Source organism: Sphingomonas sp. SphC10, from assembly GCF_057004845.1.
Genome location: NZ_CM168044.1, coordinates 2,330,694 through 2,355,647 on the forward strand (window position 1 = coordinate 2,330,694; position 24,954 = coordinate 2,355,647).

A 24,954-nucleotide genomic window follows, 5' to 3' on the forward strand; every position below is an offset into this window, starting at 1 on the left:
TTCTGTTCGTTACTCCGCCGCCTCGGCCAGACCGTCGTCCTGAGCGTCTTCCATCGACTTGAGGTCGACGTTGAGACCCAGCGAGCGCATTTCCTTGACCAGCACGTTGAAGCTCTCCGGGATGCCCGCCTCGAAGGTATCGTCGCCCTTGACGATCGCTTCGTAGACCTTGGTGCGGCCGACCACGTCGTCCGACTTCACCGTCAGCATTTCCTGGAGCGTGTACGCCGCGCCATAAGCCTGCAGCGCCCACACTTCCATCTCACCGAAGCGCTGGCCACCGAACTGCGCCTTACCACCCAGCGGCTGCTGGGTAACGAGCGAGTACGGCCCGATCGAACGCGCGTGGATCTTGTCGTCGACCAGGTGGTGCAGCTTCAGCATGTAGATGATGCCGACGGTCACCTTGCGGTCGAACTGATCGCCGGTGCGCCCGTCGAACAGGTCCGACTGGCCCGAGGTGTGCAGACCCGCCAGCTCCAGCATCTCCGAAACGTCGCTTTCGCGCGCGCCGTCGAACACCGGGGTCCCCATCGGCACGCCGGTGCGGATGTTCTGGACCAGCTCGGCCACTTCCTCATCGTCCCGGTTCTGGATGTCGTCGGCATAGTGATCGCCGTAGATTTCCACGAGCCGCGACTTCACCGCTTCCGGCACCGCGCCCGGCTTGGCGTCGGGGTTGGCTTCACGCCAATCCTCGAGCTGCGCCGCGACCTGCATACCCAGGTTGCGCGCCGCCCAGCCCAGATGCGTCTCGAAGATCTGACCGACGTTCATGCGCGACGGCACGCCCAGCGGGTTCAGCACGAGATCGACCGGCGTACCGTCCGCGAGGAAGGGCATATCCTCCTGCGGCAGGATGCGGCTGATGACGCCCTTGTTGCCGTGACGGCCGGCCATCTTGTCGCCCGGCTGCAGCTTGCGCTTCACCGCGACGAAGACCTTGACCATCTTCAGCACGCCCGGCGGCAGCTCGTCACCACGCTCCAGCTTGTCGCGACGGTCATGGAACTTGTCCGTGATCCGCTTGGCGGCTTCGTCATACTGCGCCTTGACCGCTTCCAGATCGCTCTGGCGCGCGTCGTCGGCAACGGCGAACTTCCACCATTCGTGACGATCGACCGATTCCAGCACCTCGGCATCGATGACGATGCCCTTCTTCACGCCCTTGGGCGCAGCGGTGGCGGTCTGGTCGAGCAGCATCTCGCGCAGGCGGCTCCAGGTCGCCCGGTTGAGGATCGTGCGCTCGTCGTCGGCGTCCTTCTTCAGACGCTCGATCTCCTCGCGCTCGATCGCCATCGCGCGCTCGTCCTTGTCGATGCCGTGACGATTGAAGACGCGAACGTCGACAATCGTACCGGCCACGCCCGGCGGCAGACGCAGCGAGGTGTCGCGCACGTCGCTGGCCTTTTCACCGAAGATCGCGCGGAGGAGCTTTTCCTCCGGCGTCATCGGCGATTCGCCCTTCGGCGTGATCTTGCCGACCAGGATGTCGCCCGGCTCCACCTCGGCCCCGACATAGACGATGCCCGCCTCGTCGAGGTTGCGCAGCGCCTCTTCACCCACGTTCGGGATGTCGCGGGTGATGTCTTCCGGCCCGAGCTTGGTATCGCGCGCCATGACTTCGAACTCGTCGATATGGATCGACGTGAACACGTCGTCCTTCACGATCCGCTCGGAGATGAGGATCGAGTCCTCATAGTTGTAGCCGTTCCAGGGCATGAACGCGACGAGCGCGTTGCGGCCCAGCGCCAGCTCGCCGAACTCGGTCGAGGGGCCGTCGGCGATCACGTCGCCCGCCTTCACGACGTCGCCCACCTTCACCAGCGGACGCTGGTTGATGCAGGTCGACTGGTTCGAACGCTGGAACTTCATCAGCGTGTAGATGTCGACGCCCGACTTGCCCGCATCGACCTCACCGGTCGCGCGAACCACGATGCGGCTGGCATCGACCTGGTCGACGATACCGGCGCGCTTCGCCGCGATCGCCGCACCCGAGTCGCGGGCCACGGTCTCTTCCATGCCGGTGCCGACGAAAGGCGCTTCCGCCTTCACCAGCGGCACGGCCTGACGCTGCATGTTCGAGCCCATGAGCGCGCGGTTGGCGTCGTCGTTTTCCAGGAACGGAATGAGCGAGGCGGCGACCGAGACGAGCTGCTTTGGCGACACGTCCATCAGGGTGATCTGATCGGGCAGCGCCATCAGGAATTCACCCGCCTGACGTGCCGAGACCAGATCCTCGGTGAAGCGGTTGTCGGCATCCGTCGCGGCCGAAGCCTGGGCGACCGTGTGCTTCTGCTCTTCCATCGCCGACAGGTACACGACCTCGTCGGTAACGCGGCCGTCGATCACCTTGCGGTACGGCGTCTCGATGAAGCCGTACTTGTTGACGCGGGCGAAGGTCGACAGCGAGTTGATCAGACCGATGTTCGGGCCTTCCGGCGTTTCGATCGGGCAGATACGACCATAGTGAGTCGGGTGAACGTCGCGGACTTCGAAGCCCGCACGCTCACGCGTCAGACCGCCCGGCCCGAGCGCCGAGACGCGACGCTTGTGCGTCACTTCGGAGAGCGGATTGGTCTGGTCCATGAACTGCGACAGCTGCGACGAACCGAAGAACTCGCGCACCGCGGCGACCGCAGGCTTGGCGTTGATCAGGTCGTTCGGCATCACGGTCGACACGTCGACCGACGACATGCGCTCCTTGACCGCACGCTCCATGCGCAGCAGGCCGACGCGGTACTGGTTCTCCAGCAGCTCGCCCACCGAACGCACACGACGGTTGCCGAGATTGTCAATATCGTCGATCTCGCCCTTGCCGTCCTTCAGGTCGACCAGCGTCTTGACGACCGCCAGAATGTCCTCGGTGCGCAGCGTCGTCACCGTGTCCGGGCAGTCGAGGTCGAGGCGCATGTTCAGCTTGACGCGACCCACGGCCGACAGGTCGTAGCGATCGGGATCGAAGAACAGCCCGGCAAACAGCGACTCCGCCGTCTCCAGCGTCGGCGGCTCGCCGGGGCGCATCACGCGGTAGATGTCGGACAGCGCCTGCTCGCGCTCTTCGGCCTTGTCGGCCTTCAGCGTGTTGCGGATCCACGGGCCGGTCGCGACATGGTCGATGTCGAGCAGTTCGATCGTGTCGACGCCCGCCTTGTCCAGCGCTTCGAGATTCTCGGCGCTGATCTCGTCACCGGCTTCGACGTAGATTTCGCCGGTCTGCTCGTTGATGAGGTCATACGCCGAATAGCGACCGAAGATTTCCTCGGTCGGGATCAGCAGCTGCGACAGGCCGTCCTTGGCTGCCTTGTTGGCGGCGCGGGGCGAAATCTTCTGACCGGCCGGGAACACGACCTCGCCCGAGCTGGCGTCGACGATGTCGAACATCGGCTTGGCACCGCGCCAGTTCTCGGCCTGGAACGGGATCTTCCAGCCGCCATCGCCGCGAACGAAGGTCAGGCGGTTGTAGAAATAGTTGAGGATCTCTTCCGAGTTCATGCCCAGCGCATAGAGCAGCGCCGTCACCGGCAGCTTGCGCTTGCGGTCGATACGGACGTTGACGATGTCCTTGGCGTCGAACTCGAAGTCCAGCCACGAGCCGCGATACGGGATCACGCGCGCGGCGAAGAGATACTTGCCCGAGGCATGGGTCTTGCCGCGGTCATGGTCGAACAGCACGCCCGGCGAACGGTGCATCTGGCTGACGATGACGCGCTCGGTGCCGTTTATGAAGAAGGTGCCGTTCTCCGTCATCAGGGGCATGTCGCCCATGTAGACGTCCTGCTCCTTGATATCGATGACCGACTTGGCTTCGGTATCGGGATCGACCTCGAACGCGGTCAGGCGCAGCGTGACGCGCATCGGCGCGGCATAGGTGATGCCCCGCTGGCGGCATTCCTCGACGTCGAATTTCGGGTCCTCAAGGACGTAATCGTCGAAGTCGAGATAGGCGGTGCCGGCGAAATCCTGGATCGGGAAGACGCTGCGCAGCGTCTTTTCCAGCCCCGAGACATGGCCCGTGGACTTGTCCGAGCGCAGGAACTGCTCGTAGCTTTCGCGCTGAACCTCGATCAGGTTCGGCATCTGCACCACTTCGTGGATGTCGCCGAACACCTTGCGGATACGCCGCTTGGCGGTGCCGCCATCGCCCTTGCGCGGGGCGGAGCCGCTGTCGATCGCCTTGGTTGCCATGGGTCTGTCTGCCTCGTCAGCCGTAAATCACTGCCCGGATGCCTCCGGGCGAGACGCAACGACAGACGCCGAAAGGCCGCTCGCAAATAACTGCGGCGGCATCCGGCGTCCGTTGAACCAGCGACCTTCCATTCGACCGACACGCTGCGCGAAGGCGCGTCATTTCCCGAAGATCGTGGTGAGTGATGGCGATATAGGCGCTGCACCCCCGGGTGTCAAACCGACGCACGCGCAGGCCGGGGCAAAGTTCCCGCTGGCGCGGGGCTTGCCACATATTGGCCGCATATGCGGTTACTATATGGGGTTGCATCCGCCGGGCCTCCGGGGCACGGCTGGTGCGGCCGGGTCTGGGACCCGGACGGCGGTTGAAGATTGTAGTTACCACGAGGAATGCATTTCATGACATCGTCCGGGCCGCGCCGCGCCGCGCGCCTTCTTGCCCTGACGCTGGTGCCGGTGCTTGCCCCGCTGCCCGCCGCTGCCGTCCCGTTCCAGACCACGTCGCAGGACAATGACGCCGCGCGCCCAGGCACCGGCGGACTGGAAAGCTTCAGCCTGAGCCCGCGCCTTTCGACGCCGCAGGCCAATCCCTCGGCCGTGCCGACCCCGCCGACGCCGCGCCTGGTCCTGCCCAGCCAGACCACGCCGCAGGCCGCCCCGGCCACGACGCCGACGCCGCGCGCCACCCCGACGCCCCGGCCCACCCCGCGCGCGACACCGACGCCGACGCCCAGCCCGACCCCGGTCGAGGTGCCCGTACCGGCGCCCTCGCCCGAGCCGCCCGCCACGCGCCTGCCCGACCGCGAGGCCCAGCCGGTCGGCGGGACCGAGCCGAGCGTGGACGGCATGACCATCGCCAACGAACAGGCCCCCGCCATCGCCGCGCCGGGCACCGTCGCCCCCGAGCAACAGAATGACTCGGATCGCGGCCTGCCCTTCTGGCCGATGCTGATCGGCACGGGCCTCGCCGCGCTGGCCATCGGCATCTGGCTGGGTCGCCGCAGCCGTAAGGCTCCGGCGCTCCCGGCGCCCGCCCCGCGCGCCGCCGCCGATCCGGTCGAGCGCACACCTGCGCCGGTGCCCGACACGGCTCCGCGTGCCGAGCCGACGCCGCCTCCGCCCGCCGCTCCGGCGCTACCGCCCGAGCCCAGCTTCCTGGCGGTCGAGGCCCGTCCGGTGCGGGTCGGCCTCAACATGCTGTCGGCGACGATCGAGGCTGAGGTGACGGTGCATAACAGCGGTGCGACGCCGATCGGCCGGGTTGCGGTCGATCTGCGTCTGCTCAGCGCCCATGCCGGGCTCGACGGACAGTTGATCGAGCTGGCGCATCAGCCGCAGGGCCGCCCGATCGTTCCGCCCTTCGCGCTGGCACCGGGCGAAAGCCGCACCGTGCGCGGCGTTACCGCCCTGCCGCGCGAGGCGATCCATGTGATCGACGCGGCGGGCCGCCCGATGTTCGTGCCGATCCTCGCCGCCGCCGCGCATACCGACTGGGGCATGGCGCGCTGCGCCTATGCGGTCGGGCTGGAGCGGACGGATTCCAGCAAGCTGTCGCCGATCTGGCTCGACCAGCCGGGGCGGATGTACGATCAGGTCGCGGCGCGGCCGCATGTGATGCGGGGATGATCCGGGGTCTGAGCGTGGCCTTCGACTTCGCTCAGGCTGAACGGAGGTTGGAGACCAGTCTTACACAAACAACCGTTCAGGCTGAGCGCAGTCGAAGCCCACGCCCTGCCCCCTCCCATCACCCCGCCCGCATATCCTCAGTAATCACATGCGGCGCGGTCTCGCCGAAACTGCGGACCAGCGTCTCGAACCCCAGCCCCTCCACCCGCAGTTCGTTGAACGCGGGGGGAGTCTTGCGCGTCCGCTTGGACAGGGTGCCCGCTCCGATCATGCGGATGATCCGGCCATCGCGGTCGATCGGCACGTCGAACGGGTCGTGGACATGGCCCGACAGCACCGCATGCGCCCCCGCCGCCGCCAGCTGGGTCAGCGCTTCGTCGCCGTTGCGGGTCTTCGCCGTGCCCTTGGTCGGCCCCTCGATCAGCGGATGATGCGCGGCGACCAGGATCAGATGATCCTTCGGCGCCTGCTCGATCAGCGCCAGTGCGCGGCGGAGCGAGCTGCGGCTCACCCGCCCCTTGGACCAGTTCCACCGCCACTGCGCGCGCGCGGTGGTCTTCAGCGGCACGACGGTCACGCCGGGCAGGTCGAGCGGCTTTTCGATCATCCGCTCGATCGCGGCGTAACGCTGATAGGGGGCGAACAGCCGCCGGAACGGGTCCCAATAATAGGGGATATCGTGATTGCCGACCTCGACCGTCACCGGCACGCCCAGCGATTGCAGCCATGCGCCGCCCGCCTGGAATTCGCGCTTGGTCGCGCGCATGGTCAGGTCGCCGGTCATGATGACCGCATGCGGCTTTTCCGCCGCGACCCGTTCTGCGAACCAGGCGAGCGCGGCGGGGTCTTCGGCACCGAAATGCACGTCGCTGACATGAAACAGACGGATCATGCCGCCCATCCTAGCCGCTGCCGCCGCGTCACGGCAACTCGGCCATGGCGCGCGGCTCGTGCATCGGGCACCCATTCACCCGGCCGCGATAGTCGGCCGAAAAACGATAGGTGTCCTTGCGCGCCCGGTTGATATTGCCCAGCGGCCGGTGCGCAGCCAGCCCGTGCCAGATGCTGTAGGACAGCGCATCGTCGATCGCGTTGGTCTGACCGTCCTGCCAGCTGATCTGCGGTTCCGCCGTGAAGGTCGCGACGGTGATGTACGGGCTGTCCTCCTCGCTCCACTCGGCGGTGGCATCCTCAATCGGCATCGCGTCGAGATCGCGGTTGAGCTGGACGCGAAGCTCCCACTCGCCGCCCTGCTCGATCATCACCTCGCGCACGACTTCACGAAGGGCATCGGGGCGGTCGTGCGTATTCACCGTATCGCCGGTCAGCTGGGTCAGCGCGGGGCTGACCGGGAACAGGCCGAACTTGGCGATATGGTCGCCATAGCGGAACGGCGTCTGGCTGTAATAGGTTTCGCCCAGCGGGTGTACCTGCTTGGCCCCGCCCAGCGTCTGGAGCGTCGCGCTCTCCAGGCCGACCGTCTCCAGCGTCGCCTCGATCCCGCGCAATATGCCCGACAGCAGCTTCTTGCCGCCCTCGAACTTGTCGGTGGTGGAGGCCAGCATCTTCAAATTCTTGGCAAAGGCATCCGCCGTCGGCGCGGTGAAGACCGGCGCATTGGCCATGACGAAGTCCTGCGTGGCATCGCCCTCCGAACCCGGCAGCCGCTCACCCTCGACCCCGATGACCTTCAGCGCGAGCCCACGCGGCAGGCCGATGGCGTCATCCAATATGTCGCCCGGATTGGTCGAGATGCGCGCGACCGCCTCATACTCGCCCGGCCCGGCGAAGAGCCCCTGCGCCAGTTCGGGCGGGAGGTTGTCGCGGACCTTCAGCTTGCCCCGGATGATGCCATGCGCCTTGGCATGGACGGCGCGGACGCCGTGGCCATAATCCTTCGACGTGGTGTCGAGGATATGCTCGAACGACTGGTTCATCTGGTCGACGGTTTCGCCTTCCTTGGGGCTAACGTCTTCGACCTGGGGGGTGAATGCGACGGGGGTCTTCATCGGGGCTCTCCCTGTGGGTCCCCACCAACCCATGTTGGGTAATAGCGTTCCTTCTGGAGATAACGCCCAACCGCTGATCTGGGCACGCCCCTCCCGCAAGCGGGAGGGGATGGGGGAGGGAAAAGCCACAGGCGAAGGTCTCTGCGAGGCTCCCTGCCCTCCCCCGACCCCTCCCGTCTACGGGAGGGGAGAAGATAGGGGACAACCGCCTTCTTCCCCCTCCCACCGCAATCCGCTAACCGGGCCGACATGGCCTTTTATCACCCGCTCCTCTTCGCACTCGATGCCGAACGCGCCCATGGTCTGACGGTCGCGATGCTGTCGCGCTGGGGCGCATTGGGCGCACCGATGGGGGTCGATCCGGCGCGCTATCCCCGCCTTGCGACCAAGGTAGCGGGGATCGACTTCGCCAACCCGCTGGGGCTGGCGGCAGGCGTCGACAAGAATGGCGAGGCGATCGACGGCTTCTTCGGCCTGGGCTTCGGCATGGTCGAGATCGGGACGCTGACCCCCAAGCCCCAGCCCGGCAATCCCAAGCCCCGCCTGTTCCGGCTGGTCGAGGATCAGGGGGTGGTCAACCGCTATGGCTTCAACAATGGCGGGCTGGATGCGGGACTGGCGCGCGCGAAGGTCGCGAAGCGCAAGGGCGTGCTGGGCATCAATGTCGGCGCGAACAAGGACGCCGCCGACCGCATCGCCGATTATCGGTATGGCGTAGCCTGCGCGGCGCCGATCGCCGATTACGTCACGATCAACATCTCCAGTCCCAACACGCCGGGCCTGCGCGACCTTCAGCATGGCGCGGCACTTGCCGAACTGCTCGCCGCGTCGCGCGAGGCGGCAGGCACGGTCCCGCTGTTCCTGAAGGTCGCCCCCGATCTCGACCCCGCCCAGATCGACGAGATCGCGCGCGCCGCGATCGACAACCGGCTGGACGCGATCATCATCGGCAACACCACTATCACCCGGCCGGACGTGAAGAGCCCCAACGCCGCCGAGACCGGCGGGCTGTCGGGCCGTCCGCTCGCCCCGCTCGCCCGCGCGCGGCTCGTGGATTTCCGCAAGGCCACCGGGGCGGCGATGACGCTGATCGCAGCGGGCGGCATCGACTCCGGCGCAGAGGCCTATGCCCGCATCCGGGCTGGAGCCAGCCTGGTCCAGCTGTATTCGGCACTGGTCTATGAGGGGCCGGGGCTGGCCGCCCGCATCCTGACCGATCTCGATGCGCTGCTCGCCCGCGACGGGTTCGCCAGCGTGAGCGAGGCCGTCGGCACCTGACGTTACGGCTTGGCGTAGGGAGAGCCTTGCCGCTAGGGTTGGCCGCATGAAGCACTGGCTCCTCTCCATGGCGGCGCTGACGCTGCCGCTCGCCGCGCCCGCCGAAGCACGCCAGCCCGCCAAGGCCCCTGCCGAAGGGATGGTCAGCGCCGCCGACCCCCGCGCCGCCGCCGCCGGGGTCGAGATATTACGGGCGGGCGGCAGTGCGACCGACGCCGCCATCGCGACGATGCTGGCGTTGAACGTGGTCGAGCCGCAAAGCTCCGGCATCGGCGGCGGCAGCTATTGGGTGCGTCATGATGCGCGCGGCACCAACACCATCGACGCGCGCGAAACCGCGCCGATGGCCGCGACGCCCGACTGGTTCTACGGCACCGATGGCCGCCCGCTCAGCCATGCCGATGCCGTCCCCGGCGGACGCAGCGTCGGTGTGCCCGGCGCATTGCGCGGCATGGCGCTGGCCCATGCCCAAGGCGGCAAGCTGCCCTGGGCGCGGCTGTTCCAGCCCGCCATCCGGCTGGCGCGCGACGGGTTCCAGCTGACCCCGCGTCTCCAGACCGCGCTGACCCGCTATGGCGGCCATGTCGATGCCGCCACCCGCGCCCGGCTGACCGGCCCGGACGGACAGGTCCTCCCGCTTGGCAGCACAATCCGCAATCCCGAACAGGCCGCTCTTTTGGAGCGGATCGCCAGGCTCGGTCCTGACAGCTTCTATGTGGGGCCACAGGCGCAGAAGCTGGTGACGACGGTCAACACCGCGACTCGCAATCCGTCGAAGATGACGACCGGCGACCTGGCCAGCTACGCCGCAAAGCCGCGCCCGCCGCTCTGCGCCACCTATCGTGGGTACAGGGTGTGCAGCATGGGGCCGTCCTCGGGCGGCGGTTCGACCATGTTGTCGATCCTGAAGCTGCTCGAACGCTTCGACATGGCCAGGCTGGGCAAGGACTCGCCTGTCGCCTGGCATCTGTTCGCCGAGGCCTCGAGGCTCGCCTATGCGGACCGCGACATGTATCTGGGCGATCCCGATTATGTCCGCGTGCCGATCAAGGGCCTATTCGACACGGCCTATATAGCCAGCCGCTCGGCGCTAATCTCGCCCGACCGCACCATGGCGTCGGTGTCGCCCGGCACCCCGCCCGGCGCCCCGCCTCGTGTCCGCGCGCCGGTCAGCGAGGTGCCCGGCACCACCGATCTCGTCACGGTCGATGCCGCCGGTAACGTCGCCGAGGTGACGACCACCGTCGAGGGCTCGTTCGGCTCGGGCCTGTCGGTCGACGGGACGATGCTGAACAATGAGCTGACCGATTTCGACATCGTGCCGGTCAAGGACGGCGATCTGGTCGCCAACCGGGTTCAGGGCGGCAAGCGCCCGCGCAGTTCGATGTCGCCGACCATCGTCTATGGCCCCGACGGCAAGGTCCGCCTGGCGGTCGGCGCGGCGGGCGGATCGACCATCATCGCGCAGGTCGCCAAGGCGATCATCGGTGTCATCGACTGGAAGCTGAGCGCGCAGGATGCGATCGCGCAAGGACTGCTCTTCGCGCCGTACAAGGTCGCAACGGTCGAACAGGGCACATCGCTGGAGGCACTCGTCCCCGGCCTTCAGGCGCTGGGCGAGACGGTGGTCGTCGCGCCGATGGGGCTGAAGGCCAATGCCATCGAGCGGGTCGGCGGCCGCTGGGTCGGTGCCGCCGATCCGCGCAGCGAGGGTGCGGCGATCGACGTGACCGGTCGGACGACCGCGATCCGACGCGTCGGCGACAAGCCGGGTCGTCCGGCGGAATAAGCAAACAAAGAGCCCGATCGCGCGTTACGCCGTGCGATACGGGCCGGTGGGAGAGGCACCATGCGTACGCTCGAATTTTTCCCCAATCTGATCACCATGTTCTTCACGCGCGCCGCCGAAAAGGGTGACGCGCCGTTCCTCTGGCGCAAGGAAGCCGGGGCCTGGCAGTCGATCAGCTGGGCCGAGGCGGCGCGCCAAGTCGCCAGCCTGTCGGCGGGGTTGAAGGCCACCGGGCTGCAACGCGGCGACCGGGTGATGCTGGTATCGGAGAACCGCCCCGAATGGTGCATCGCCGACCTCGCCATCATGGCGGTGGGCGGCGTGACCGTGCCGACCTACACCACCAATACCGAGCGCGACCACGCGCATATCATCGAGAATTCGGGCGCGCGCGCGATCATCGTGTCGACGCAGAAGCTGGCGACGACGCTGATGCCCGCCGCGCTCCGCTCCAACCACATCCAGACGGTGATCGGGATCGAGCCGCTGAAGCTGGGGCCGAGCCAGATCGAGTGCCGTCAATATGACGCGATGCTCTCGGAGCATCCCGCCGACCCGGTGGTGGTGGCCGCGCAAGCCGATTTCACCCGCGAGGATCTGGCCTGTATCATCTACACCTCCGGCACCGGCGGCGCGCCGCGCGGGGTGATGCAGCATCACGGCGCGATCCTGCACAATTGCGCCGGATGCAGCGCGGTGATCGCCGAGGATTTCGGCTGGGACGACGAGGTGTTCCTGTCCTTCCTCCCCCTCTCCCACGCCTATGAGCATACCGGGGGGCAGCATTTCCCCATCTCGCTGGGCGGACAGATCTATTATGCCGAGGGTCTCGACAAGCTGGCGGCTAATATCGAGGAGGTGCGCCCGACGATCATGTTCGTCGTGCCCCGCCTGTTCGAGGTGCTGCACACCCGCATCGCCAAGGCGATCGAGAAGAAGGGCGGGCTGGGCGCACGGCTGCTCGACCAAGCGCTGGTGCTGGGGGCCAAGAGCTATGACGGCCGCTTGCGGCTGATCGATCGCCCTGCGCAGCTGGCGGTCAACACGCTGTTCAAGCCCAAGATCGCCAGGAAGTTTGGCGGCCGGTTGAAGGCGATGGTGTCGGGCGGCGCGCCGCTCAACCCCGAGATCGGGCTGTTCTTCCATTCGATCGGCCTCACCCTGCTGCAAGGCTATGGCCAGACCGAGGCCGCGCCGGTCATCGCCTGCAACCGGCCCAAGGCCGGCGTGCGCATGGACACGGTCGGCCCGCCACTCGACAAGACCGAGGTGCGGATCGCCGAGGATGGCGAGATATTGGTGCGCGGCGAACTGGTCATGCACGGATACTGGCGCAACCCGACCGAGACGGACCGCGTGCTCAAGGACGGCTGGCTCCACACGGGCGACATCGGCGAGATCGATGCGGCGGGCCGCCTGCGCATCACCGACCGCAAGAAGGACCTGATCATCAACGACAAGGGCGAGAATGTCGCCCCCCAGAAGGTCGAGGGGATGCTGACCCTGCAGCCCGAGATCGGCCAGGCGATGATCGCGGGCGATCGGCGCCCCTATATGGTCGCGCTGATCGTGCCCGATGCCGAATGGACCGCCGAATGGTGCGCCAAGTCGGGCACCGGCTGCAACCGCGCCGCGCTGGACGACGATCTCGATTTCCGGGGCGCGATTTCGGCCGCGATCGACCGGGTGAACCGCGACCTGTCGGTGACCGAGCGTATCCGCCGCTTCATCATCGCCGACGAACCCTTCGCCATCGAGAACGAGCAGCTGACCCCCTCGCTGAAGATCCGCCGCCACGTCCTGCGCGAGGTGTATGGCGACCGTCTGGACGCGCTGTACAGGAATTGACGGAGAAAATTCCTCCCCTGCAAGGGGAGGGGGACCGTGCGCAGCATGGTGGAGGGGTGTCCCGCTATCGAGAGGGCGACACCCCTCCGTCAGGCCTTCAGCCTGCCACCTCCCCTTAAAGAGGAGGAATATGACCTTGTAGGCAGCGAAAACGAATCGTTGTGTAAAGACAACAATTCATATAGCTTGCCTGTATGCACAACCGCATCGCCCTGTTCCGGAACGACCTCAACGTATCGCGGCGCGAGCTGGCGGAGGCGGTCGGTGTCAATCCGCAGACCATCGGCTATCTCGAGCGCGGCGACTATAAGCCCAGCCTCGAACTGGGCCTGAAGATTGCCGCCTATTTCGACGCGCCGGTCGAGCTGATCTTCTCCCTCACCCCCTTTCCCTCGCTGACCGACGCGCTGCGTCGGGATGGAGACGCCTGATGCGCTATGACAGCCGCCGCTGGACCGGCCGCACGACGGTCGACGAGCTAGGCGCGCGTGGCGACCGCCCCTCCCGCTACCGCGCTGTGCGATGGATGCTGGCGTTCGTGTTCGGCATGTCGCTGATCGTGGCCATCGCGCAGGTCGTAGTGCCGAGCGGCGATCGTCAGGATGCGCTGACCCATCTGGCGATATTGTTTTCCGCCTTTGGTACCGCGTCGGGCTGTTCGTCCTTCGCGCGCAGGCGGTGCCGGGACTATGACGAGTTCGAACGGACCGTCATCATGCAGGCCCATCGTCGCGCCTATCGCCTCATCGTCGCACTTGTCGCGCTCCCCTTCATCTGGTGCGCGGTGGCCACGGCGCAGGCCTGGCCGATGCCCCGCCATCCGCTCGATTGGCTGGTCTGGGCCGTCTCTCTGCTCGTCATCGCCAGCAACCTGCCGGTGATGCTCGCCGAATTCGCCATTTCCTTTCCCGAACAGGAGGACGCAGCATGAGGCTCGATCGGCCCGTCGGCGGAGTATGCCGCCATGCGCTATGACGCGCGCTTCGATGTCGTGGAGCCGCCCGCCCCGATGATCCGGCGGCGCAAATGGGTCCGCTGGGCGCTCGGGCTCGGAACGATCTGGCCGGTCGTCACCGCGCTGGCCGTGACGTTAGCGGGCGCAGAGCCGGACGACGGCCTGCTGGCGCTGAGTGCCCTTAACATCACCAACGCCTTTGGCCTGTCGCCTTTTGCCCGCACGCCATTATTCCTGCCCGGGCGCGGGCAATAGGACGAGTTCGAGATGGCATCACTGGGGGTCGCGACCGCGCGGGCGCACGCCGTGATCGCGGTCCTGTTGGTCGCACTGACCCTGGCCGCCGCCTGGGCGAGCCGGGCAGGCATGCCGGTCGCGCTCGGCGCACGGGCCTGGCTGCTCTGGGCGATGGCGATGGCGTCGTTGTTCACCACGCTGCCCGCGCTCTTCGCCGAAATCGCCATCCCCCTCCCCGATCAGGAGCGCGACGCATGAGCGGCTATCGCGACGACGGATATGACGCCAACGAATGGGCCGCCAACGCGATGAAGCACCGGCCGCGTCGCTATTGGGTGCGGTGGGGGCTGGTCGGTGGCTTGGCCTTCGTCGCCGCCATTCCCGTCTTCGAGATGCTGACGCCGGGCCACGCGGATGGCGTGTTTCCCAATGTCATGCCGTTGAGCGTGTTGCTGATCACCACCAGTGTTTCCTCGCCTTTCGCACGGCAATCCTGGCTTACGAAGCACGGTTTCGAGCGGTATGACGAATATGAGCGCGACGCCCTGCTGGCCGCCGCCCGGCGGGCCTATCTCGTCAATCTGATCGTCATTGGCCTGCTTTTCCTCTGGCTGACCTTCGCCGCGCGGGCGGGCTGGCCGATGCCGCAGACATCTCGGCAATGGGGTGCTGTCGGATATGCGACGGTCATGATGATGCTGAGCCTGCCCATCATGTTGGCCGAGTTCATGGTCCCCTTGCCCGATGCCGAGGACGAGCCCCTGTGACGAATCAACGCCTTTTCGAACGGCTCGATGCCATGGTGCGCTGGACCGGTGTTCCAGCGCTGACCGAGCAGCCGCCGCGCCGCCGCCCGATGCGCTGGCCGTCGGGGATCGCGCTGGCGCTGGCCTTTGGCGGCTATGGCGTTTCGCTTGCCCAAGACCTGAGCGGATCGGGCACCTATCTCGGTTACGGCATCGGGATGATCGGCTTCGCGGTCGGTACGTTCGTGCGAATTCTGGGACCAATCAAATCATCCGGCAGCTTAGTGGAGATGATCGACGAATGGGACCGTGCAATCCAAGTGCGGGCCTATCTGATGGCGTTCAAGGTCTTTGCGGTCACGACGATGGTCGCACTGTGCCTGCTGATGGGAGGGCTCGCCTTCGACGTTCCGAAGGCCATGATTATGCAGGGCGCCATCCAGACCATATTCCTGCTCTTCACGATCATAAACGCCGTGCCCGCCGCCTATGTCAGCTGGGCGGTGCGGTGGGAGGACGCGGAATAGGACGAAGAGTGGTGGTCTCATCGCTGGTGTTGCCTGCCCCTCCACCACCGCTGTCGCCCGGCGGTCCCCCTCCCCAAGCCAAGCTTGGGGAGGAATTGGGAGTGTTTCGCGCCGTTCGGCCTTACCCAATCCTTCTCATCCGCGATGGGGAGGATTGAGCCTTACGCCGGGGTCAGCAGGCCTTCCTTGGCGATCTTGTCGCGCCATACCAGCGGGGCCAGGGTGTGGACGTTCTGGCCTTCGGAATCGACCGCGACGGTGACGGGGAAGTTCTCCACGTCGAATTCGTAGATCGCCTCCATGCCCAGGTCTTCGAAGCCGACGACCTTGGATCCCTTGATCGCGCGGGCGACGAGATAGGCGGCGCCGCCGACCGCCATCAGATAGGCGGACTGGTGTTCGCGGATCGCGTCGGTGGCGGCCGGGCCGCGCTCGGCCTTGCCGACCATCGCCAGCAGGCCCTGGTCGAGCATCATGCGGGTGAACTTGTCCATACGGGTCGCGGTCGTCGGGCCCGCCGGGCCGACCACTTCCTCGCCGACCGGATCTACGGGTCCGACATAATAGATCACCCGGCCCTTGAACTCGACCGGCAGTTCCTCGCCGCGATCGAGCATGTCCTTGATCCGCTTGTGCGCGGCGTCGCGCCCCGTCAGCATCTTGCCGTTCAAGAGCAGCCGGTCGCCATGCTTCCAGCTCTTCACCTCTTGGGGCGTCAGCGTGTTCAGGTCGACGCGCTTGGCCGCCTGAAGGTCCGGCTTCCAGTCGACCTTGGGCCATTCCTCCAGCTTGGGGGCTTCGAGATAGACCGGGCCCGAGCCGTCCAGCGTGAAATGCGCGTGGCGGGTCGCGGCGCAATTGGGGATCATCGCGACGGGCTTGGACGCCGCATGGGTCGGCCAGTCCATGATCTTGACGTCGAGGATGGTGGACAGGCCGCCCAGCCCCTGCGCACCGATGCCCAGCGCATTGACCTTGTCGAACAGCTCGATGCGCAGCGCCTCGATATCGTTACGCGGTCCACGCTCCTTGAGCTGGCCCATGTCGATCGCGCCCATCAGCGATTCCTTGGCGAGCAGCACCGCCTTTTCCGCCGTGCCGCCGATGCCGATGCCGAGCATGCCGGGCGGGCACCAGCCCGCGCCCATTTGCGGCACCATTTCCAGCACCCAGTCGACGATCGAGTCGGACGGGTTCATCATCTTGAACTTCGACTTGTTCTCCGAGCCGCCGCCCTTGGCCGCGACATCGACGGTGACCTTGTTGCCCGGCACCATCTCGACATGGAGGACCGAGGGCGTGTTGTCCTTGGTATTGCGGCGGGTGAAGGCGGGGTCGGCGAGGATCGAGGCGCGCAGCTTGTTCTCGGGATGGAGATAGGCGCGGCGCACGCCCTCATCGACGACCTCCTGGAGCGAACGGTCGCCCGACAGGCGGCAGTCCTGGCCCCATTTCACGAAGACCGTAACGATGCCGGTGTCCTGGCAGATCGGGCGATGCCCCTCCGCGCACATCCGGCTGTTGGTCAGGATCTGCGCGATGGCATCCTTGGCCGCCGGGCTCTTCTCAGCCTCATAGGCCTTACCCAGCGCACGGATATAATCCATCGGGTGGTAATAGCTGATGAACTGGAGCGCGTCGGCCACGCTCTCGATCAGGTCGGTGTCGCGGATCAGGGTCGTCATGCATCCGTCCTTAGCGAAAGGGGCGCGGCCGGCGCAATGGAGGGCGCCGGTTTCAAGCTATCTTAACCAGCATTAGCGCAGGGTGGCGCGACATTATTGGAAACCCGCACCCCGCATGTCGCCAGCCTCCTCCAAGACCCTGTCCTTCCTCGCCCTGATGGGGCTGGCCGAGGATAATGACGAGTTGCTGGTGTCGCTCCACCTGGGGCGTCTGAAGACGCTGTGCCGTACCTGGCCGCTGGCCGTCCTGCAGAATCTGGTGGCCGTGGCAACCATCTTGGGGGTCGATTCGCTGGGCGAGCCGTCGTCCCAACGGATCGAAAGGGCAGTGGCGGGCGGCCTGATGGTGGCGGCCACGCTGGTCTTCGGTTTCGTGCTGTGGCGCGGCGTCGCTCGGCAATGGCCCTTCTACCGGCTGAAACAGTGGCTGAGCGTCATGGGCCTGCTGGTCGCGCTGGCCACCGGGCCGATGCTGCTGATCGTGGCGAATGCGCATCACGGCACCAGCGGATGGGTGGCCGTGCTGACGCTCGCCTGCACCATGTGGGCGACCGCATCGATGCTGAACGCGGTGCGCGGCGCGCTGCTGGGCTATTCCTTCGGCTTCGCGTTTCTGGCGCCGGTCACGGCGCTGGCCTGGGGCGTGTCGGTGCTGCCGGTCCTGGTAGCGGTCCTCCCGCCGCTGATCTTCCTGATCCTCAAGGCGCGCGCCGTCGGGCAGCTCGATTATGACGGCGCCCGCGACCGCGCCCAGGCCTTTGGCCAAGGGCAGCAGGCGGTGAAGATGATCGCCGAGTTCGAGGAGCATGGCACCGGCTGGTTCTGGGAAACCGATCGGCATGGGCGGCTCACCTATCTGTCGGACAAGGTCGCACGCGATCTGGCCGCCTCGGGTCTCGACAGCCGTGGGCAAGTGCTGACCGAACTGTTCCAGATGGATCCCTCCGCACCCGGCACCGAACGGACCCTGTCCTTCCACCTGTCGTCGCGCACCGGCTTTTCCGATTACACCGTCTGCGCGGTGGCCGAGGGGGGAGCGGTGTCGGAACGCTGGTGGTCGATCTCCGGCCGACCGATCCTGGACAGTATCGGCCGGTTTCGCGGCTTTATCGGTTCGGGCTCCGACCTGACCGAGAAGCGCCGGTCGGAGGCGGAGATCACCCGCCTGGCGCTGTTCGACAGCCTGACCGGGCTGGCCAATCGCCAGCGCATGACCCTGTCGCTCGACAAGACGCTGAAACAGTCGATCCACCCCTGGCGCCCCAATGCGCTGTTCCTGATGGACCTCGACCGGTTCAAGGCGGTCAACGACACGCTGGGCCATCAGGCAGGGGACCTGTTGCTGCAACAGGTCGCGCGGCGGCTGGAGGAGGTGGTCGGCGATGTCGGGCTGGTCGGACGACTGGGCGGCGACGAGTTCCAGATCCTGCTGCCCGGCATCGATGCGCGGGATCGGCTGGCCATGCTGGCGGACCGGATCATTGCCGCGCTGTCGCGCCCCTATGACATTCTGGGCAACGAGGTCACGATCGGCTGTTCGATCGGCATCGCCATCGCGCCCTATGACGGCGAGGATTCGCAGACGCTGATCCGCAACGCCGATCTGGGCCTGTACGCGGCCAAGGGCGACGGGCGCGGCGTGCACCGTTTCTATGCCGAGGCGATGCTGGAAGGCGCGCGCAGCCGCAAGCGGATGGAGGAAGACCTGCGCATCGCCGTCGCGCAGGGGCAGTTCCGCCTGGTCTATCAGCCGGTCGTATCCACCCGCGATGCCATGATCGTCGGTTATGAAGCCCTGCTGCGCTGGCACCACCCCGAACAGGGCAACATCCCGCCGTCGCAGTTCATTCCGGTCGCCGAGGATTGCGGCCTGATCGAACAGATCGGCGAATGGGTGATGCGCACCGCCTGTGCCGAGGCGGCGGGCTGGCCGCGGGAGGCGCGCGTCGCGGTCAACGTGTCGTCGATCCAGTTCGCCAAGCCGCATCTGCCCGCGCTGGTCGCGCAGGCACTGGCGCAATCGGGCCTCGCGGCGGCGCGGCTGGAGCTGGAGATCACCGAGAGCGTCTTCCTGAACGACAATCAGGAATCGCATCGCCAGTTCGCCGCGTTGAAGGCGCTGGGCATCCGGCTGGCGCTCGACGATTTCGGCACGGGCTATTCCTCGCTCGGCTATCTGCGTCACGCGCCGTTCGACAAGATCAAGATCGACCAGTCCTTCGTGCGCGGCGCGAGCAGCCAGGGCAGCCGCAATGCCGCGATCATCCGCGCGATCGTGACCATGGCCGACACGCTGGGCATGGAGACGACCGCCGAAGGCGTCGAGATCCAGGACGAGATCGAGATGATCCGCAGCCTGGGGTGTAGCCATATCCAGGGCTTCGTCTATGGCAAGCCGATGGAAGCGCCCGACGTCCCCCAGTCGATGCGCGAGCATGGCGGCCATGCCGAACCGGTCGGCCTGAAATCGCTCCGTCGCCCTCGGGTGAAGATCCTGCGCATCGCCCAGATCCTGTCGGGGGATGCGACGATCGATGTCCGCATCCGCGACCTGTCGACCACCGGCACCATGATCGAGGGGCTTCCCCCCGCCTATATCGTGGGCGGGGCGGCAGTCGGCATCCGCCTCGGCGGCGACGCCCCCGTTCGCGGCTATATCCGATGGGAGCGCGAAGGACGGGTGGGCCTAGCCTTCGCCACGCCGCTGCCCGAGGATCATCCATGGCTGGACAAGGCGCAGGAGGAGGGGGACGCGCGGCTTCGATCCGCCTGATCGGTGCCGCCCGCACGGGCGGCGGCATCGGGGCGGGATAGGAACGCCGCGCCGCACGTTCGCGCCGTCATGACCCCGACCACTCCCAATCCGGGCCTCAATCCGGCCCCCACCCCCGCCCCCACGCCGGAGGGCGCATCGCGCCGGATCCCCTTGCTCAGCCTGGTCTTCGGCTATGGTCCGGTACTGGTGCTGCCCCTCACCGCGCTGGCCGCCTGGGCGGGTATGCCGCTGGCCCTGCTCATCGGACAGATTTGGGGGGCGGCGATCCTGATCTTCCTGGCGGGCGTCGCGCGCGGCCTGAGCTTCTTCACGCCGGGCGGTACTCATGTCTCGCAGATGGCGACGATGATCCTGCGCTTCTCGCTGGGGCTGCTGGCCTTGATCGCGGGGCCGTCGACCGGCTTCGGATTGTTGATCCTGGGCTATGCGTCGATCGCGCTGACCGATCCCTGGCTGGCCAGTTGGGGCGGCGCGCCGGGGCATTTCGCGCGGCTGCGACCACCCCAGATGGCGGTGGCGATTCTCGGCCTCATCGCGCTCTTCCTGCTCGTCCCGCGCTGATCCCGGCGGCCAAAAAATATTTTTAGGGACTTGCGCTTCCCGAACCCCGCAGACATCCGTGCGTCGCGGCTTTTGGGCGGCCCGGACGCGCCCGCCATTCGTCGCAACCAACCCCCGTCCCGCGCTTTAACCTCTTGCGGTGCTGCTCGGGATTTTCCACTAAGGATTGTGGAAGAGGTCGGGAAGGGCCCCAAGCACTGGTAGGATGAGGTCATGCCGAAATGCATGGCCGGATGCGGAGAAAGCCCCGGAATCGGGGATTGTACCTCCCTTCCCATCCTGATCGCGACGCGCCTGGCGCGCGGTGCTAGGGGCTGGATGCCGACTCGAACGGAACAAGAACAAAGGAGCGGCATCGATGATGGATTTCAGGGATAGCCGGGATAGCGACATGACCACTGATATGCTTGAAAAGATGGCGGCGGATACGGCCCAGAACGCGGCACCCGCCCCCACCCCGGCGGACACCAAGTCGGTGCGCCCGCAACCCTATCCGGTCGAGGTCGACCATGCGCGCGACGCGCTGCTGACCGACTTCGGCAAGGAAACGCTGAACGACCGCTATCTCCTGCCCGGCGAAAGCTATCAGGACCTGTTCGTGCGCGTGGCCTCGGCCTATGCCGACAATGCCGAACATGCCCAGCGGCTGTACGACTATATCTCGAAGCTGTGGTTCATGCCCGCCACGCCGGTGCTGTCGAACGGCGGCACCGGTCGCGGCCTGCCGATCAGCTGCTACCTTAATTCGGTGCCCGACAGCCTGGACGGCATCGTCACTACCTGGAACGAGAATGTCTGGCTCGCCTCGCGCGGCGGCGGCATCGGCACCTATTGGGGCCAGGTGCGCGGCATCGGCGAGCCGGTTGGCCTGAACGGCAAGACCAGCGGTATCATCCCCTTCGTCCGCGTGATGGATTCGCTGACGCTCGCCATCAGCCAGGGTTCGCTGCGTCGCGGTTCGGCCGCCTGCTATCTCGATATCTCGCACCCCGAGATCGAGGAGTTCCTGGAGATCCGCAAGCCCAGCGGCGACTTCAACCGCAAGGCGCTGAACCTGCACCACGGCGTGCTGATCCCCGACGCCTTCATGGAAGCGGTGCGCGACGGCGCCGAATGGCAGCTGAAGAGCCCGAAGACCGGCGAGGTCCGCGCGACCGTCGACGCGCGCGCGCTGTTCCAGAAGCTGGTCGAGACCCGTCTGGCGACCGGCGAACCGTACATCGTGTTCGCCGATCATGTGAATAAGAACATGCCCAAGCACCATCGCGAGCTGGGGCTGAAGGTGTCGACGTCGAACCTGTGTTCGGAAATCACCCTGCCGACCGGCATCGACCATAAGGGCAAGGATCGCACCGCCGTCTGCTGCCTGTCGTCGCTCAACCTGGAAACCTGGGACGAGTGGAAGGACGATAAGCAGTTCATCGAGGACGTGATGCGTTTTCTCGACAATGTGCTTCAGGACTATATCGAGCGGCACGAGCCGGGCATGGAGCGCGCCGCCTATTCGGCCGGGCGCGAGCGCTCGGTCGGCCTGGGCGTGATGGGCTTCCACAGCTTCCTCCAGGCGCGCGGGCTTCCCTTCGAGGGCGCGATGGCCAAGTCGTGGAACCTGCGCATGTTCAAGCACATCAATGCGCAGGTGAACCAGGCGTCGATGACCCTGGCGGTCGAGCGCGGGCCGTGCCCCGACGCGGCGGATGTCGGCGTGATGGAGCGTTTCAGCTGCAAGATGGCGATCGCGCCGACCGCGTCGATCAGCATCATCTGCGGCGGCACCAGCGCGTGTATCGAGCCGATCCCCGCGAACATCTATACCCACAAGACGCTGTCCGGGTCGTTCGCGGTCAAGAACGCCTATCTGGAGAAGATCCTGATCGCGAAGTCGAAGAATTCGGACGCGGTCTGGAACTCGATCCTCGAGCATGGCGGCTCGGTCCAGCATCTCGACTTCCTGTCGCCGGAAGAGAAGGACACGTTCAAGACCTCGTTCGAGATCGACCAGCGCTGGCTGCTCGAACTGGCGGGTGATCGGACGCCCTATATCGACCAGGCGCAGTCGCTGAACCTGTTCATCCCGGCCGATGTGGAAAAGTGGGACCTGCTGATGCTCCACTTCCGCGCCTGGGAGCTGGGCATCAAGTCGCTCTATTACCTCCGCTCGAAGTCGGTGCAGCGCGCCGGTTTCGCTGGGAGCGGCGGCGTCGAGGCGGACAACACGATCAGCGCGCCCAAGTTCGAGATTGGTGAGACGACCGATTATGACGAATGCCTGGCATGTCAGTGAGGTGATGGCCTAACGGGAAGGTCGAGCCATGACCTCGCATTCCGCCAACCCTCCCTCTCCCCTTGTGGGAGAGGGAAGGGGCCCGCGGCCAAAGGCCGTGGGAAGGGTGAGGGGCAATGCCCAAGGCCTGACCAAACGCCAACTCCTTCCCGCCACCACCGTCGACCGATCGCGTGCGCTGCGCCAGAATGCCGGCGAACCCGAACGTCGGCTATGGCGAGCCCTGCGCGACGCGCTGCCGGGCATGAAGTTTCGCCGACAGGTTCCGATGGGTCCGTACCACGCCGATTTCTGCTCGCACGCAACACGGCTGATCGTCGAACTCGATGGCGACGATCACGCGTTGAAGCGGGATAGCGATGTCAACCGCACCCGCTTCCTTAAACATGAAGGCTATGACGTGATCCGCTTTGCCAACGCCGATGTCATGACCAATCTCGACGGCGTCGTAATGGCTATCGGCGCGTGGGCGGCGAATAAGCAAAAGGGCCGCCCGTGATGGATGGCCCCCTCACCCTCCCACGGCCTGCGGCCGCGGGCCCCTCCCTCTCCCACAAGGGGAGAGGGGTTAGAAGCTCACTCGGCCTCTTCGAACTGGTCGACGGCGTTCTGGCCGGTGGCCGACAGGCGGACGGTGTCGCCCTCGACCTCGGCGACCAGGCCGAGCGGCAGGTAATGGTGCTTGGCGCCCTGCCCGTCCTCGGTCTGCGGGCTGTCGTTCTTGGTCAGCTTGATGCGGTCGCCATCGACATGATCGACCGTGCCGACATGGACGCCGTCCGCGCCGACGACTTCGGCATGTTCCTTGATCTGGCTGACATCGACCATCTTACGTCTCCTGTGTTGGGTTCGGGTTCGGAACGCGCAACGCTGGAAATGGTCGCATGACGGGGGCGGCGATCATGTACGGCGTTGCCGCCCTGTTAACCGGGATCGGCGCAACGCTGTTGCTGCAACTCCGCACCCCCCGTTCGGAGCAGGGCCGTTACGCCCGGCTGATCGCGGGCACCATGTTCGCCATGGGCGGAATCATTCTCGCCGGTTTCGCCACCGCTCTGCGCTCCTGGGCGAGCAGCGGCTGAACCGGCCTTCACCTATCACCTCATTTGATTTGTATCCGGAGTAACCCCGATGCCTCTCCTCCAAGCCTCCAAGCAGTATAAGCCCTTCGAATATCCTTGGGCGTTCGAGTTCTGGAAGCGCCAGCAACAGCTCCACTGGCTGCCCGAAGAGGTGCCGCTGGGCGAGGATTGCCGCGACTGGGCGCAGAAGCTGACCGATCACGAACGCAACCTGCTGACCCAGATCTTCCGCTTCTTCACCCAGGCCGACGTCGAGGTGCAGGACTGCTATCACGAGAAATACGGCCGGGTGTTCAAGCCGACCGAGGTCAAGATGATGCTGACCGCCTTCTCCAACATGGAGACGGTGCACATCGCCGCCTACAGCCATCTGCTCGACACGATCGGCATGCCCGAAAGCGAATATGGCGCCTTCCTCGAATATGCCGAGATGAAGGACAAGCATGATTACATGCAGAATTTCGGCGTCGACAGCGACGAGGACATCGCGCGTACGCTGGCCATGTTCGGCGGCTTCACCGAGGGCGTGCAGTTGTTCGCGTCCTTCGCGATGCTGATGAACTTCCCGCGCTTCAACAAGATGAAGGGCATGGGCCAGATCGTCAGCTGGTCGGTGCGCGACGAGAGCCTGCACTGCGAAGGCATCATCCGCATGTTCCACGCCTTCTGCCAGGAGCGCCAGTGCCTGACCAAGGCGGTCAAGGACGACATCGCCGATGTGTGCCAGACGACGATCCGCCTGGAGGACAATTTCATCGACCTCGCCTTTGAAATGGGCCCGGTCGAGGGGATGAAGCCCAAGGAGATCAAGAAGTATATCCGCTACATCGCCGACTGGCGCCTCAGCCAGCTGGGCCTGAAGCCGATCTACATGATCGACGAGCATCCCCTGCCCTGGCTGACCCCGCTGCTGAACGGCGTGGAGCATGCCAACTTCTTCGAAACGCGCGCCACGGAATATTCCAAGGCGGCGACGCGCGGCCAGTGGAACGACGTCTGGGACGCGTTCGACACCCGCCAAAAGGCCAAGACCGCCAAGGCGGCGAACGAGGAGCCGAGCGAAACCGGCGACATGTTCTCGGCAGCGGGCGTCGCGGCGGAGTGATCTAAGAGAGGGCGGGCTTCGGTCCGCCCTTTTTTTCGTTCACGCGAAGGCGCGATGGCGCGAAGAAGGTTGGTTCGCGCAGAGGCGCGGAGGGCGCGGAGGAAAAAAGGCAGGAGGAGGATCTCCTCACATCCGTTCAGCCTGAGCGTAGTCGAAGGCCACGGGATAACGCCTACCACACTATGAAATTTCAAGTTTGGCCTGCGGCCGTAAGGGCTGCGGGGAGAGGGTTTCCCTTGGCCTTCGACTATGCTCAGG

Annotated in this window: 21 protein-coding genes; 16 read left to right on the plus strand and 5 right to left on the minus strand. The window is 66.1% G+C overall.

Going from position 1 to position 24,954, the window contains the following annotated elements; all coding sequences use genetic code 11:
- Positions 1 to 9: 9 nt before the first annotated feature.
- Positions 10 to 4,188 (minus strand): DNA-directed RNA polymerase subunit beta, encoded by a 4,179-nt coding sequence (gene rpoB / locus ACWKSV_RS10625; RefSeq protein WP_056436769.1) that lies wholly within the window; start codon positions 4,186 to 4,188, stop codon positions 10 to 12.
- Positions 4,189 to 4,587: 399 nt separating this feature from the next.
- Between rpoB and ACWKSV_RS10630 the strand changes: the two genes are divergently transcribed.
- The gene (locus ACWKSV_RS10630; RefSeq protein ID WP_156884324.1) at positions 4,588 to 5,814 is read left to right on the plus strand and encodes a hypothetical protein; all 1,227 of its coding nucleotides are present in this window, start codon (positions 4,588 to 4,590) and stop codon (positions 5,812 to 5,814) included.
- Positions 5,815 to 5,932: 118 nt separating this feature from the next.
- On the opposite strand, the gene ACWKSV_RS10635 is transcribed toward ACWKSV_RS10630, so the two are convergent.
- A complete protein-coding gene (locus tag ACWKSV_RS10635) occupies positions 5,933 to 6,706 on the minus strand; it encodes a metallophosphoesterase family protein (RefSeq protein ID WP_076718414.1) in 774 nt (257 codons plus the stop codon).
- 28 nt (positions 6,707 to 6,734) lie between these two features.
- Entirely contained in the window at positions 6,735 to 7,823 is a 1,089-nt protein-coding gene (locus ACWKSV_RS10640) for a catalase family protein (RefSeq protein WP_083706710.1), read from the minus strand.
- A gap of 249 nt (positions 7,824 to 8,072) precedes the next feature.
- Between ACWKSV_RS10640 and ACWKSV_RS10645 the strand changes: the two genes are divergently transcribed.
- The 9 genes from ACWKSV_RS10645 to ACWKSV_RS10685 all read left to right on the plus strand — a co-directional run bounded on the left by ACWKSV_RS10645 (position 8,073) and on the right by ACWKSV_RS10685 (position 15,203).
- A complete protein-coding gene (locus tag ACWKSV_RS10645) occupies positions 8,073 to 9,101 on the plus strand; it encodes a quinone-dependent dihydroorotate dehydrogenase (RefSeq protein WP_076717488.1) in 1,029 nt (342 codons plus the stop codon).
- Positions 9,102 to 9,168: 67 nt separating this feature from the next.
- Complete coding sequence (gene ggt, locus ACWKSV_RS10650; RefSeq protein WP_172839743.1) at positions 9,169 to 10,890, plus strand: gamma-glutamyltransferase; 1,722 nt, start codon at positions 9,169 to 9,171, stop codon at positions 10,888 to 10,890.
- Between the two features lie 60 nt (positions 10,891 to 10,950).
- Positions 10,951 to 12,738, plus strand: coding sequence for an AMP-dependent synthetase/ligase (locus ACWKSV_RS10655; protein ID WP_483666793.1), 1,788 nt, complete (start codon positions 10,951 to 10,953; stop codon positions 12,736 to 12,738).
- A 194-nt stretch (positions 12,739 to 12,932) separates the two neighbouring features.
- On the plus strand, positions 12,933 to 13,169 hold the full coding sequence (locus ACWKSV_RS10660; RefSeq protein WP_076717491.1) for a helix-turn-helix transcriptional regulator: 237 nt from the start codon (positions 12,933 to 12,935) through the stop codon (positions 13,167 to 13,169).
- Positions 13,169 to 13,669, plus strand: coding sequence for a hypothetical protein (locus ACWKSV_RS10665; protein ID WP_076717493.1), 501 nt, complete (start codon positions 13,169 to 13,171; stop codon positions 13,667 to 13,669). The genes ACWKSV_RS10660 and ACWKSV_RS10665 overlap by 1 nt, the downstream gene beginning before the upstream one ends.
- Positions 13,670 to 13,702: 33 nt before the next feature.
- Positions 13,703 to 13,948, plus strand: a complete 246-nt coding sequence (locus ACWKSV_RS10670) for a hypothetical protein (RefSeq protein WP_076717494.1) — start codon at positions 13,703 to 13,705, stop codon at positions 13,946 to 13,948.
- A gap of 12 nt (positions 13,949 to 13,960) precedes the next feature.
- Positions 13,961 to 14,188, plus strand: a complete 228-nt coding sequence (locus ACWKSV_RS10675) for a hypothetical protein (RefSeq protein WP_076717496.1) — start codon at positions 13,961 to 13,963, stop codon at positions 14,186 to 14,188.
- Positions 14,185 to 14,697: a hypothetical protein gene (locus ACWKSV_RS10680; RefSeq protein WP_076717498.1), complete on the plus strand. Its 513-nt coding sequence runs from the start codon at positions 14,185 to 14,187 to the stop codon at positions 14,695 to 14,697. Before ACWKSV_RS10675 ends, ACWKSV_RS10680 begins: the two co-directional genes overlap by 4 nt.
- Before the next feature lie 32 nt (positions 14,698 to 14,729).
- Positions 14,730 to 15,203, plus strand: coding sequence for a hypothetical protein (locus ACWKSV_RS10685; protein WP_483666794.1), 474 nt, complete (start codon positions 14,730 to 14,732; stop codon positions 15,201 to 15,203).
- Positions 15,204 to 15,364: 161 nt separating this feature from the next.
- On the opposite strand, the gene ACWKSV_RS10690 is transcribed toward ACWKSV_RS10685, so the two are convergent.
- Positions 15,365 to 16,888, minus strand: a complete 1,524-nt coding sequence (locus tag ACWKSV_RS10690) for a fumarate hydratase (RefSeq protein WP_076717502.1) — start codon at positions 16,886 to 16,888, stop codon at positions 15,365 to 15,367.
- A 115-nt stretch (positions 16,889 to 17,003) separates the two neighbouring features.
- Between ACWKSV_RS10690 and ACWKSV_RS10695 the strand changes: the two genes are divergently transcribed.
- From ACWKSV_RS10695 to ACWKSV_RS10710, 4 genes are all read left to right on the plus strand, one after another.
- Positions 17,004 to 19,661 (plus strand): putative bifunctional diguanylate cyclase/phosphodiesterase, encoded by a 2,658-nt coding sequence (locus tag ACWKSV_RS10695; protein ID WP_237243441.1) that lies wholly within the window; start codon positions 17,004 to 17,006, stop codon positions 19,659 to 19,661.
- A 69-nt stretch (positions 19,662 to 19,730) separates the two neighbouring features.
- Entirely contained in the window at positions 19,731 to 20,225 is a 495-nt protein-coding gene (locus ACWKSV_RS10700; protein ID WP_083706711.1) for a DUF3429 domain-containing protein, read from the plus strand.
- A 361-nt stretch (positions 20,226 to 20,586) separates the two neighbouring features.
- Entirely contained in the window at positions 20,587 to 22,509 is a 1,923-nt protein-coding gene (locus ACWKSV_RS10705; protein ID WP_056436738.1) for a ribonucleoside-diphosphate reductase subunit alpha, read from the plus strand.
- A gap of 106 nt (positions 22,510 to 22,615) precedes the next feature.
- Positions 22,616 to 23,008, plus strand: coding sequence for an endonuclease domain-containing protein (locus ACWKSV_RS10710; RefSeq protein ID WP_076718422.1), 393 nt, complete (start codon positions 22,616 to 22,618; stop codon positions 23,006 to 23,008).
- Between the two features lie 77 nt (positions 23,009 to 23,085).
- On the opposite strand, the gene ACWKSV_RS10715 is transcribed toward ACWKSV_RS10710, so the two are convergent.
- Positions 23,086 to 23,337, minus strand: a complete 252-nt coding sequence (locus ACWKSV_RS10715; protein ID WP_076717504.1) for a DUF2171 domain-containing protein — start codon at positions 23,335 to 23,337, stop codon at positions 23,086 to 23,088.
- A 56-nt stretch (positions 23,338 to 23,393) separates the two neighbouring features.
- Here ACWKSV_RS10715 and ACWKSV_RS10720 point away from each other — a divergent pair, with 56 nt between their 5' ends.
- A complete protein-coding gene (locus ACWKSV_RS10720) occupies positions 23,394 to 23,591 on the plus strand; it encodes a hypothetical protein (protein WP_076717506.1) in 198 nt (65 codons plus the stop codon).
- Between the two features lie 49 nt (positions 23,592 to 23,640).
- Positions 23,641 to 24,696, plus strand: a complete 1,056-nt coding sequence (locus tag ACWKSV_RS10725; protein WP_076717508.1) for a ribonucleotide-diphosphate reductase subunit beta — start codon at positions 23,641 to 23,643, stop codon at positions 24,694 to 24,696.
- Positions 24,697 to 24,954: the final 258 nt, after the last annotated feature.

Bases quoted from the DNA above. Each gene is read 5' to 3' on its own strand.
- ggt (WP_172839743.1), top strand. From the start codon at position 9,169: ATGGCGGCGCTGACGCTGCCGCTCGCCGCGCCCGCCGAAGCACGCCAG.
- ACWKSV_RS10675 (WP_076717496.1), top strand. From the start codon at position 13,961: ATGGCATCACTGGGGGTCGCGACCGCGCGGGCGCACGCCGTGATCGCG.
- ACWKSV_RS10665 (WP_076717493.1), top strand. From the start codon at position 13,169: ATGCGCTATGACAGCCGCCGCTGGACCGGCCGCACGACGGTCGACGAG.
- ACWKSV_RS10695 (WP_237243441.1), top strand. From the start codon at position 17,004: ATGTCGCCAGCCTCCTCCAAGACCCTGTCCTTCCTCGCCCTGATGGGG.
- ACWKSV_RS10660 (WP_076717491.1), top strand. From the start codon at position 12,933: ATGCACAACCGCATCGCCCTGTTCCGGAACGACCTCAACGTATCGCGG.
- ACWKSV_RS10670 (WP_076717494.1), top strand. From the start codon at position 13,703: ATGCGCTATGACGCGCGCTTCGATGTCGTGGAGCCGCCCGCCCCGATG.
- ACWKSV_RS10715 (WP_076717504.1), bottom strand. From the start codon at position 23,337: ATGGTCGATGTCAGCCAGATCAAGGAACATGCCGAAGTCGTCGGCGCG.
- ACWKSV_RS10640 (WP_083706710.1), bottom strand. From the start codon at position 7,823: ATGAAGACCCCCGTCGCATTCACCCCCCAGGTCGAAGACGTTAGCCCC.
- ACWKSV_RS10705 (WP_056436738.1), top strand. From the start codon at position 20,587: ATGGATTTCAGGGATAGCCGGGATAGCGACATGACCACTGATATGCTT.
- ACWKSV_RS10685 (WP_483666794.1), top strand. From the start codon at position 14,730: ATGGTGCGCTGGACCGGTGTTCCAGCGCTGACCGAGCAGCCGCCGCGC.
- ACWKSV_RS10655 (WP_483666793.1), top strand. From the start codon at position 10,951: ATGCGTACGCTCGAATTTTTCCCCAATCTGATCACCATGTTCTTCACG.
- ACWKSV_RS10630 (WP_156884324.1), top strand. From the start codon at position 4,588: ATGACATCGTCCGGGCCGCGCCGCGCCGCGCGCCTTCTTGCCCTGACG.
- ACWKSV_RS10645 (WP_076717488.1), top strand. From the start codon at position 8,073: ATGGCCTTTTATCACCCGCTCCTCTTCGCACTCGATGCCGAACGCGCC.
- ACWKSV_RS10680 (WP_076717498.1), top strand. From the start codon at position 14,185: ATGAGCGGCTATCGCGACGACGGATATGACGCCAACGAATGGGCCGCC.
- ACWKSV_RS10720 (WP_076717506.1), top strand. From the start codon at position 23,394: ATGACGGGGGCGGCGATCATGTACGGCGTTGCCGCCCTGTTAACCGGG.
- ACWKSV_RS10690 (WP_076717502.1), bottom strand. From the start codon at position 16,888: ATGACGACCCTGATCCGCGACACCGACCTGATCGAGAGCGTGGCCGAC.
- ACWKSV_RS10725 (WP_076717508.1), top strand. From the start codon at position 23,641: ATGCCTCTCCTCCAAGCCTCCAAGCAGTATAAGCCCTTCGAATATCCT.
- ACWKSV_RS10700 (WP_083706711.1), top strand. From the start codon at position 19,731: ATGACCCCGACCACTCCCAATCCGGGCCTCAATCCGGCCCCCACCCCC.
- rpoB (WP_056436769.1), bottom strand. From the start codon at position 4,188: ATGGCAACCAAGGCGATCGACAGCGGCTCCGCCCCGCGCAAGGGCGAT.
- ACWKSV_RS10635 (WP_076718414.1), bottom strand. From the start codon at position 6,706: ATGATCCGTCTGTTTCATGTCAGCGACGTGCATTTCGGTGCCGAAGAC.